The sequence below is a fragment of the Microbacterium sp. 13-71-7 genome, assembly GCF_002257455.1.
GTDB lineage: Bacteria > Actinomycetota > Actinomycetes > Actinomycetales > Microbacteriaceae > Microbacterium.
The window spans coordinates 1-9,837 of sequence record NZ_NCKN01000157.1; the positions used below are offsets into that span (position 1 = coordinate 1).

At 71.7% G+C, this 9,837-nt stretch carries 10 protein-coding genes; 9 read left to right on the top strand and 1 reads right to left on the bottom strand.

The window, feature by feature from the left end; genetic code table 11:
• On the bottom strand, window positions 1-202 hold a 202-nt coding region (locus tag B7X32_RS14360; protein ID WP_292720917.1), incomplete at its 3' end, for an acetyl-coenzyme A synthetase N-terminal domain-containing protein.
• 394 nt (window positions 203-596) lie between these two features.
• Here B7X32_RS14360 and B7X32_RS14365 point away from each other — a divergent pair.
• The 9 genes from B7X32_RS14365 to B7X32_RS14405 all read left to right on the top strand — a co-directional run.
• Window positions 597-1,586 carry a TadA family conjugal transfer-associated ATPase gene (locus B7X32_RS14365; protein ID WP_292720919.1) on the top strand — a complete coding sequence of 330 codons (990 nt, stop codon included), beginning with the start codon at window positions 597-599 and terminating at the stop codon, window positions 1,584-1,586.
• A complete protein-coding gene (locus B7X32_RS14370; RefSeq protein ID WP_292720924.1) occupies window positions 1,580-2,536 on the top strand; it encodes a type II secretion system F family protein in 957 nt (318 codons plus the stop codon). The genes B7X32_RS14365 and B7X32_RS14370 overlap by 7 nt, the downstream gene beginning before the upstream one ends.
• 116 nt (window positions 2,537-2,652) lie before the next feature.
• Window positions 2,653-2,862, top strand: coding sequence for a DUF4244 domain-containing protein (locus B7X32_RS14375; protein WP_292720943.1), 210 nt, complete (start codon window positions 2,653-2,655; stop codon window positions 2,860-2,862).
• Window positions 2,859-3,224 (top strand): TadE family type IV pilus minor pilin, encoded by a 366-nt coding sequence (locus tag B7X32_RS14380; protein ID WP_292720927.1) that lies wholly within the window; start codon window positions 2,859-2,861, stop codon window positions 3,222-3,224. The genes B7X32_RS14375 and B7X32_RS14380 overlap by 4 nt, the downstream gene beginning before the upstream one ends.
• Window positions 3,224-3,565 (top strand): Rv3654c family TadE-like protein, encoded by a 342-nt coding sequence (locus tag B7X32_RS14385; protein ID WP_292720930.1) that lies wholly within the window; start codon window positions 3,224-3,226, stop codon window positions 3,563-3,565. The genes B7X32_RS14380 and B7X32_RS14385 overlap by 1 nt, the downstream gene beginning before the upstream one ends.
• 62 nt (window positions 3,566-3,627) lie before the next feature.
• The gene (gene topA / locus B7X32_RS14390) at window positions 3,628-6,480 is read left to right on the top strand and encodes a type I DNA topoisomerase (protein ID WP_292720933.1); all 2,853 of its coding nucleotides are present in this window, start codon (window positions 3,628-3,630) and stop codon (window positions 6,478-6,480) included.
• Window positions 6,477-7,106 carry a dTMP kinase gene (tmk, locus tag B7X32_RS14395; protein WP_292720936.1) on the top strand — a complete coding sequence of 210 codons (630 nt, stop codon included), beginning with the start codon at window positions 6,477-6,479 and terminating at the stop codon, window positions 7,104-7,106. The genes topA and tmk overlap by 4 nt, the downstream gene beginning before the upstream one ends.
• A gap of 68 nt (window positions 7,107-7,174) precedes the next feature.
• Entirely contained in the window at window positions 7,175-8,332 is a 1,158-nt protein-coding gene (locus B7X32_RS14400; RefSeq protein ID WP_292720938.1) for a DNA polymerase III subunit delta', read from the top strand.
• Window positions 8,329-9,837: alpha/beta hydrolase (locus tag B7X32_RS14405; protein ID WP_292720941.1), on the top strand; the 1,509-nt coding region annotated here is incomplete at its 3' end. The genes B7X32_RS14400 and B7X32_RS14405, both read left to right, overlap by 4 nt.

The following is a 9,837-nucleotide window of genomic DNA, read 5'->3' on the forward strand; positions in this document are numbered from 1 at the left end:
CGAACGGCGGGGTCGACCAGTCCAGCACCCCGGTGAACGGCGTGTGCCAGTGCAGCTCGCGCGCCTGCTTCGCCCAGAACGCCTCGCGATCGGTGGCCGCCTCGGTGTAGATCTCCGGCTGCGCGACGGCCGCGGCGGCGAATTCGGGGGAGGGCGGGAACACCCGGGTCTCGTCGAACACGTGATCGATCTGGCTGCTCATGGTGAGAGGGCGCTCCTTTGCGGCGGGGGGATCGCGGCGTGAGCCGTGACATCGGCGAATCTAGCCGTGCCCATCGTCTCTCACTACCGACGGAAGTCGGTAGTGGGATCCGTTTTGTACGGTGCCTTTTCGGACGTACACTGTCCGACGGCCGATCAATCGAATCCGGCTTTCCTGCGGTTCCGACGGTCCCCCTCCGCCGGCCGCAGACGGGCGGCATCCCATTCCCCCCGTGGGATGCCGCCCACTCCTCTTCCTCCTCCTTCGTCGCCGGCGGCTTCCGCGCCCGCGTCTGCAGGGGCGCTCGTTCTGCACAGACCGGGCGGGCGGCGGGTTGTGCACGGATTGCGCGGACCCCGTCCCGAGCCGGATCACGGGTCCCTAGCGTCGGGACATGGCCTCGCCTTTCGTGATCGTCCCGCGGGGATCCGCAGCCGCCCCAGAGCGGCTGGACCTGGATCCGGCCTTCGGCGACCTCGCCGTGCACGCCGCCGATCCGCGGGTCACCGACCTGTTCCTGAATGGCGCCGCGGGGCTCTTCCTCGATCGCGGCGCCGGCGCCGAGGCGGTGCCGGGATGGACGGCTTCCGAGCGCGAGGTGCGGGAGCTCGCCGTGCGCCTCGTGGCTCTCGGGGGCAGGCATCTCGACGACCAGGCGCCCTGCGTGGACGTCCGGCTCGCGTCGGGCGTGCGCGTGCATGCGGTACTCGCCCCGGTGTCGACAGGCGGCACCGCGGTCTCGGTGCGGATCCCGCGCGTGCACGCGGCGGACCTGGACGATCTCGGCCGGCTCGGAGCTATCGACGGGGCGCAGCGGGCCTGGCTCGAGCAGACGGTGCGCGGCAGGAGGAACGTCCTGATCACCGGCGGCACCGGCACGGGCAAGACCACGATGCTGGCCGCCCTGCTCGCCCATGTCCCGCCGCACGAGCGGATCGTCACCATCGAGGACGTCGCCGAGCTGCGGCCCCGGCATCCGCACCACGTCTCGCTCGAGGCGCGGCAGCCGAACCTGGAGGGCGTCGGCGCGATCAGCGTGGCGCGGCTCGTGCGCGAGTCTCTGCGGATGCGGCCGGACCGCCTGATCGTGGGCGAGTGCCGCGGCGAGGAGATCCGCGATCTGCTGACCGCGCTGAACACGGGGCATGACGGCGGCGCGGGCACCCTGCACGCGAGCGGGCTCGCCGACGTGCCTGCGCGGCTGGAGGCGCTGGGCGCGCTGGCGGGGATGGATCCGCCGGCGCTCGCCCGGCAGGCCGTGAGCGCCTTCGCCTACGTGCTGCATCTCGTGCGCGCCGAGGGCGGGGTGCGCCGGCTCGCCCAGGTCGGCGTGCTGCGACTGGCGGGCGAGCATCTCGGCATCGAGGAGGTCCGGCCATGGTGAAGGACAGGCGCACGCGCGCCGATCCCCGAAACCGCCGCGTCGTGCAGCGGATGCGCCGGCGCGGGGCGCAGCCCTCCGAGGCCGAGGTCGCGGAGATCGTGCGGACGCTGGCCGTCCTGTTGCAGGCGGGGGCGGCCCCGGTCACGGCCTGGCGGCACCTCGCGGAGAGCGGTTCGACGGATGCCGTCCACGTGCTCGCCGAGGTGGAGCAGGGGCGCGCCCTGGTCGACGCCATCCGTGCCAGAGGCGGGGCGTGGCGTCTGGTCGGCGCGGCCTGGGCGATCGCTGCGACCGTCGGTGCTCCGTCGGGGGAGGTGCTGCGGGCGATCGCGGCGGCGCTCGAGCAGGCCGGCGAGATCCGAGCCGAGATCTCGGTCGCGCTCGCCGAACCCGCGGGCACCGCCCGTCTCATGCTGTGGCTGCCCCTCGTGGGTCTGCTGCTCGGGACCGCGCTCGGCTTCGACACCGTGACGATGCTGCTCACGCAGCCCGTCGGGTGGATCTGCCTGGTCGCGGGCCTCGGGCTGCTGCTGATCGCGAGGGCATGGACGCGGTCGCTGGTGCGCGGCGCCGCGCCGGCGGCGGGCGTCCCCGGGATCCGCGCCGAGCTGCTCATCGTCGCGCTCGCCGGCGGGACGGCGATTCCGCGCGCCAGAGCCCTCGTCGAGCAGGAGACCGTGGCGGAGGACGATCCTGCGACCGTGGAGGAGGCGATCGAGCGCGTGCTGCGCCTCTCCGCTGCCGCAGGAGTGCCGGCCGTGGAGCTCCTTCGCGCCGAGGCCGATCGGGCGCGCCGCGACGCCCGCACCGCCGGCCGCACCAGGGCCGCACGGCTGAGCTCGCTCCTGCTGCTCCCGCTCGGGGCGTGCACGCTCCCGGCGTTCATGCTGCTCGGCGTCGCCCCTCTGATCCTCAGCGTGCTGTCCACGACGCCGCTGCCGTTCGCCTGAGTCCGGCGGCGCTCGACCGGGCGCCGTCACCCGAAGAAGAAAGAAGGAACACCATGAACCAGATCCGTCCCACCGCGATGACGCGCCGTTCGTCGTCGCAGCAGGTCGCCGTCCCGATGGCCCCGGTCGCGCGAGCGCTGCCGCCGCTCACCCGGGGCCGTGCCGCTCTGCTGTTCGGCGACGACACCGGTGCCGCCACCGCGGAGTACGCCATCGCCACGATGGCCGCGGTCGCCTTCGCGGGCCTGCTTGTCGTCATCATGCGCTCGGATGAGGTGCGGGGGATCCTGACCGACCTCGTGCGCCGGGCCCTCACGGTGGCATGACCGGTCCGGCGCAGCGGATCCGTGCCGGCTGTGATCGGCAGCGCGGCTCCGCCACCGCAGAGCTCGCCATGGCGCTCCCCGTCGTGGTGCTGACGCTTCTCCTCGGGGTCGGCGCGCTCGGCGCGGGCATGCGCATGGTGGCGCTGCAGGACGCCGTGGCCGACGCCGCGCGCCTCCTCGGGCGCGGCGACGATGCGGGAGCCGCCGGGGCGGCGGTGACGCGCGCGGATCCCGCAGCGGAGTTCGCGGTGTCGCGGTCCGAAGCGCTCGTGTGCGTGACGGCCTCGGCCGAGACCCGCATCCTCGGCGGCCTCGTCGTGCCGATCCGGGCGACCGGCTGCGCACTGGACGGAGGGCGGTGATGGCGGGCTCCGTCCTCGCGATCGGCGGGATCGCCGTGGTCGCGGCGTTCGGTCTGGGCGTGGCCATGGTCGGCGGAGCCGGTGCGACGTCGCAGCGGGCGGCGGCCGCGGCGGACGCCGCCGCGCTCGCCGCCGCCGATGCGATCTCGGGCGCGATCCCCGTGGCGGAGGAGCCCTGCGCCCTCGCCGCCCGGGTCGCCCTCGCGCACGAGGCGGCGCTCCAGGACTGCCGGATCGACGGCGCCGTGGTCATCGTGCATGTCGCGGCGGCGTACGCTGGATTCCCGGCCGTCGCCGGATCCCGTGCAGGACCACCCGAACTTCCTGCCGGCGACGGATGACCGCGCTGAGTCCCCGACTCCGGTGCGGTGTGTATGGTGTGCTTCGACGAAAGGACGCACCCGTGGCGCAAGGCAAGAAGCTTGTCATCGTCGAGTCTCCGACGAAGATGAGGTCCATTCAGGGCTATCTCGGCGACGGCTTCGAGGTGCTCAGCTCGGTGGGTCACATCCGTGACCTCGCCGACAAGAAGGACATCCCCGCTGCTGACAAGCAGGCGTACGGCAAGTACTCGATCGACGTCGACAACGACTTCGATCCCTATTACGTGGTCTCGGATCGCAAGACCAAGACCGTCGCCGAGCTCAAGCGCGCCCTCAAGACCGCCGACGAGCTCCTGCTCGCCACTGATGAGGACCGCGAGGGCGAGGCCATCGCCTGGCACCTGCTGGAGACCCTCAAGCCGAAGGTTCCGGTCAAGCGGATGGTGTTCCACGAGATCACCAAGGACGCGATCCAGGCCGCGGTCGGCAACACCCGCGAGCTCGACCTCGCGCTCGTCGACGCGCAGGAGACCCGCCGGATCCTGGACCGCCTGTACGGCTGGGACGTCTCGCCGGTGCTCTGGTACAAGGTGAAGTCCGGCCTCTCCGCCGGCCGCGTGCAGTCCGCCGCCACCCGCATGATCGTGGACCGGGAGCGCGAGCGCATGGCGTTCGTGTCCGCCGAGTACTGGGACGTGGACGCCAAGGCCGCGGCCTCCGGCACCACGTTCAGCGTGCGCCTGGTGCGCCTGGACGGCGGCGCGATCGCCCGCGGCACCGACTTCGACGACAACGGCGCGCTGAAGAAGGCCGTCGTCGTCCTGGACGAGAAGGCCGCAGCGGCGCTCGCCGCAGCCGTCGACGCGGTCGGATCCGGCACCGTCTCCAAGGTCGAGGCGAAGCCCGGTACGCGCAGCCCTTACGCGCCCTTCACCACCTCCACGCTGCAGCAGGAGGCGGGACGCAAGCTCTCGATGAGCGCGAAGCAGGCGATGAGCGTCGCCCAGCGCCTCTACGAGAAGGGCTTCATCACCTATATGCGCACCGACTCGACCGCGCTCAGCACCCAGGCGGTGCAGGCGGCCCGGTCGCAGGCGGTCGCGCTCTACGGCGACGCCGCCGTGCCGCTCAAGCCGCGCGTCTACAAGTCCAAGAGCAAGAACGCGCAGGAGGCGCACGAGGCGATCCGCCCGTCGGGGGAGCAGTTCCGCACGCCCGCGTCGGTCTCCGGGCAGCTGGATCGCGAGGAGCAGCGGCTCTACGACCTCATCTGGAAGCGCACGGTCGCGAGCCAGATGTCCGACGCGAAGTACGAGACCACCACCGTCACGATCGCCGTGGACGCGGACGGCCGTACCGCGGAGTTCACCGCCTCCGGCACCGTGTACACCTTCAAGGGCTTCCTGGAGGCGTACGAGGAGGGCAAGGACGAGCGCCGCAACGCCGCCGATGCCGCCGAGAACCAGTCGCTGCCGGCGGTCGCCGTGGGCGACGTGCTCGGCGTCGCGGACGCCGAGGCCAAGTCGCACCGCACGACGCCGAAGCCCCGCTACACCGAGGCATCGCTGGTCAAGGCGCTCGAGGAGCACGGGATCGGCCGCCCTTCGACGTTCGCCAGCACCATCGGCACCATCATCGACCGCGGCTACGCGACCAAGCGCGGGCAGGCGCTCGTGCCGACCTGGATGGCGTTCAGCGTCGTGCGGCTGCTCGAGCAGCACTTCGCCGACCTCATCGACTACGACTTCACCGCGGCGCTCGAGGACGACCTCGACGCGATCGCCCGTGGCGAGCAGAAGCGCATCGAGTGGCTGCACTCCTTCTATTTCGGATCCGACGCGCACGTGGGCCTGCGTCAGGTGGTCGACAACCTCGGCGAGATCGATGCGCGGGCGCTGAACGCGACGCGGATCACCGACACCGCGACGCTCCGCTTCGGCAAGTACGGTCCCTACCTCGAGGTCGCGGATCCGGCGCAGCCCGACGCGAAGCCGCGCATCGTCAACGTGCCGGAGGACCTCGCCCCGGATGAGCTGACGGCGGCCAAGGCCCAGGAGCTCATCGACGCACCCGTGGCCGGCGACCGCGTGCTCGGCGAGAACCCGGACAACGGCAAGATCATCGTCGTCAAGGACGGCCGCTTCGGCCCGTACATCCAGGAGAACGATCCGGTCTCCGACGACGATCAGGTCGACGAAGCCACCGGAGAGGTCGTGGAGGCTCCCAAGCCGAAGCGCGGCGCCAAGAAGGAGGCGGCGCCCAAGCCGCGCACCGCATCGCTGTTCCGTTCGATGTCGGTCGACACGATCGACCTCGACACGGCGCTCAAGCTCCTCGAGCTCCCGCGCGTCGTGGGCGTCGATCCGGCGACCGACGAGGAGATCACCGCGCAGAACGGCCGCTTCGGACCGTACCTCAAGAAGGGCGCGGACTCGCGCTCGCTCGAGAGCGAGCAGCAGATCTTCGACATCGACCTCGAGCAGGCGCTGGCGGTCTACGCCCAGCCCAAGTACGGCGCCCGGCGCGCCTCGAGCGCTCTCGCCGAGTTCGATCCGGATCCCGTGAGCGGCAAGCCGATCCGGATCCGCGACGGCCGATTCGGCGCGTACGTCACCGATGGCGAGACCAACGTGACCATCCCGCGCGGACAGCAGGTGCAGGACATCACGTTCGAGATCGCCGTGCAGATGCTGGCGGACAAGCGCGCGAAGGGCCCGGCGCCCAAGCGCGGAGCCCGCACCGCCGCCGCGAAGAAGGCCCCCGCGAAGAAGGCGCCCGCGAAGACCGCGGCGAAGAAGGCTCCGGCCAAGAAGGCCCCGGCCAAGAAGGCGGCGGCGACCGACGCCGAGAAGGCCGCCGCCCGCTCCGCCGCGGCGAAGAAGGCGGCAGCCACGAGGGCCGCCAACGCGGCGAAGAAGCAGGCCGGCGCGTGAGCGCGGGCCGCGGCCTCTGGATCACGCTCGAGGGCGGCGACGGGACGGGCAAGACCACCCAGGCCGCGCTGCTGGAGGAGTGGCTGCGCGGCCAGGGCTGGAAGGCCCTGCGCACGCGCGAGCCCGGCGGATCCGAGGTCGGCGTGCTCATCCGCGACATCGTGCTGCATCACCGCGGCGACATCGCGCCCCGGGCCGAGGCGCTGCTGTACGCCGCCGACCGCGCGCACCACGTCGCGACGGTCGTGCGTCCCGCGCTCGAGCGCGGCGAGGTCGTGATCCAGGATCGCTACCTCGACTCCTCGGTCGCCTACCAGGGCGCGGGTCGCGTGCTGGATGCGGACGAGGTGCGCGGACTCTCCCTGTGGGGCGCCGAAGGCGCGCTGCCCGACCTCACCGTGCTGCTCGACCTGGATCCGGTCATCGCGCGGCGCCGCCTGGATTCCGCGGAGAAGCCCTTCGACCGGCTCGAGGCCGAACGCGAGGAGTTCCACCGGCGCGTGCGCGAGTCCTTCCTCGCGCTGGCGGCGGCCGAGCCCGAGCGCTTCCTGGTCGTCGACGCCGCCCAGGATCCGGGCGAGATCGCGGCCGCGGTGCGCGCCAGGGTGGCGGCGCTGCTCGCCTGAGCGCGGTCGGCGCTGCTCGCCCGCAGGCGGCGCGTGCGATGTCGCCGTCCCCGGTTAGGCTTGACCGCATGCCGGCCACCGTTCTCGCTCCCTTTCCGTGGACGGACGTGTGGGGGCAGGACGACGCCGTCGAGACGCTGCGCACCGCCGTCGCCGATCCTGCGGCGATGTCGCACGCCTGGCTCATCACCGGCCCGCCCGGATCCGGCAGGTCGACGCTCGCCACGGCGTTCGCGGCATCGCTGATCGCCGAGCGCCCCGATGACGAGCAGACCATGCACCAGGTGCTCGCCGGCACGCATCCCGACGTGACCGTGCTGCGCACGGAGAAGGTGATCATCTCGATCGCCGAGGCGCGCGCACTCGTCGAGCGGTCGTACTTCGGCCCATCCAGCGGGCGGTATCGCGTCATCGTCGTCGAGGACGCCGATCGCATGACCGAGCGCACCTCGAACGTGCTGCTGAAGGCTCTGGAGGAGCCTCCGGAGCAGACGGTCTGGATCCTGTGCGCCCCGAGCGAGGCGGATCTGCTGCCCACGATCCGGTCCAGGGTGCGGTCGCTGCGGCTGCGCGAGCCCGACGTGTCCGCGGTCGCAGAGCTCATCGTGCGGCGCACCGGCGCAGACCCGGCCGTCGCCGAGCAGGCGGCGCGGCATGCGCAGCGGCACATCGGCATGGCGCAGCGTCTCGCGACCGACTCCGCAGCCCGGGCTCGCCGCGAGCAGACGCTGCGCGCCGTGCTGGACACGCGAGGGGTCAACGACGCCGTCGAGGTCGCGGGGCAGATCGTGCAGGCGGCGACGGACGATGCCAAGGCGCTCACTGCGGAGCGGGATGAAGCCGAACGGCGCGCCCTGCTGCACACAGTGGGCATCGCCGAGGGCCAGGCGGTGCCGCCTGCCGTGCGCTCGCAGATCAACGCGCTCGAGGACGAGCAGAAGCAGCGCGCGAAGCGCAGCGTGCGCGACGGTCTCGACCGCGTGCTCACCGATCTGCAGTCGCTGTTCCGGGACGTCGTGATGCTGCAGTTCGGCCGGGACGACGTGCTGATCAACGCCGAGCTGGCGCCGGAGCTCGCCGCCCTCGCGGCTGCCTGGCCGCCGGAGCGCACGCTCGTCGTGCTCGACCATCTCGCCGAGACCAGGGAAGCGCTGGAGCGCAACGTCGCCCCCGCGCTGGCCCTCGAGAGCTTGCTCGTGACCGTCACGAGCGGGAGGAGACCATGAACACGCGTTCCCCCTCGCGCCTGCGCCGCACCTCGGTGGTGGTGGCGGGTCTCGTCGTCGCCGCGATCGCACTGTCGGGCTGCCTGTATTCGATGATCCCCGCGCAGTCCACGTCGGCAGGGCCGGCCGCGAGCCCCGACACGTCGGGCATCGCCGAAGACCTCAAGCCCTTCTACGGGCAGAAGCTGAGCTGGTCGGCGTGCGGCAGCGGCATGGACTGCACCACCGTGAAGACGCCGCTGGACTGGGAGGATCCCGCCAAGGGGTCCCTCGACCTCGCCGTCGTGCGCCATCGCGCCACCGGCGCCTCCAAGGGCTCGCTCCTGACGAATCCGGGCGGACCGGGCGCCAGCGGCCTCGACCTGATCAAGTCGAGCCTCGACTACGCGGTCAGCCCCACGCTCATCAAGAACTACGACGTCATCGGCTTCGATCCGCGCGGCGTCGGATCCTCCACGGCCGTGAAGTGCCTCGACGCGTCGCAGATGGACGACTACCTGTACACGATCCGGCCCGGCGCCCGCGGCGGCGACGAGTGGACGGCGGCGCAGAAGAGTGCCAACAAGGGCTTCGCCGACGCCTGCGCGCAGAACAGCAAGGGCATCCTGCCGTACATCACCACGGTGAACTCCGCGCGCGACATGGATCTGCTGCGCGGCGTCCTCGGCGACAAGAAGCTGAACTACCTCGGCTACTCCTACGGAACCTTCCTCGGCGCGACCTATGCGCAGCTGTACCCCGAGCGGGTAGGACACCTGGTGCTCGACGGTGCCCTGGATCCGGCCGTGTCCAGCCTCGACGTCAGCACCACGCAGGCCATCGGATTCGAATCCGCGCTGCGCGCGTACATGGCGGACTGCCTAAAGGACAAGAAGTGCCCCTTCCAGGGCACGGTCGACGATGCGATGAAGGATCTCGGCGCCCTCCTGGCCAGCGTCGACCGCTCGCCGCAGAAGAACGCGGACGGGCGCATGCTGGGCGCCGACACGCTGATGACCTCGATCGTCGCGGCGCTCTACTCGCAGGAGAGCTGGTCGTACCTCACGCAGTCGCTCGCCGCGGTGCTGAAGGGCGACCCGTCGGTGGCGTTCCAGCTCGCGGACTTCTACAACAACCGCAAGAACGGGAAGTACACCGACAACTCGACCGAGGCGTTCCGCGCGTACAACTGCATGGACTACCCGCTCGAGGACGATGCCGCGGCCAAGGCGGCGTCCGACGCGAAGATCAAGGCCGAAGCGCCGACGATCGCCCCGTACTGGGACGGCCCCGACCCCTGTGAGCAGTGGCCGTATCCGCCCACCGGCAAGCGCGGAGAGATCACCGCGGCGGGATCCGGTCCGATCCTCGTGGTCGGCACGACCAACGACCCCGCGACGCCGTACGCCTGGGCCGAGTCTCTGGCGAAGCAGCTCGAGGGCGGTATCCTCATCACCCGGGTCGGCGAGGGCCACACCGGGTACAACAAGGGCAACGCGTGCGTGGACGACGCCGTGGACGCCTAC

Coding starts and splice junctions, on each gene's coding strand:
- B7X32_RS14365 (WP_292720919.1), top strand. CDS start 597: ATGGCCTCGCCTTTCGTGATCGTCCCGCGGGGATCCGCAGCCGCCCCA.
- B7X32_RS14370 (WP_292720924.1), top strand. CDS start 1,580: ATGGTGAAGGACAGGCGCACGCGCGCCGATCCCCGAAACCGCCGCGTC.
- B7X32_RS14375 (WP_292720943.1), top strand. CDS start 2,653: ATGGCCCCGGTCGCGCGAGCGCTGCCGCCGCTCACCCGGGGCCGTGCC.
- B7X32_RS14380 (WP_292720927.1), top strand. CDS start 2,859: ATGACCGGTCCGGCGCAGCGGATCCGTGCCGGCTGTGATCGGCAGCGC.
- B7X32_RS14385 (WP_292720930.1), top strand. CDS start 3,224: ATGGCGGGCTCCGTCCTCGCGATCGGCGGGATCGCCGTGGTCGCGGCG.
- B7X32_RS14400 (WP_292720938.1), top strand. CDS start 7,175: ATGCCGGCCACCGTTCTCGCTCCCTTTCCGTGGACGGACGTGTGGGGG.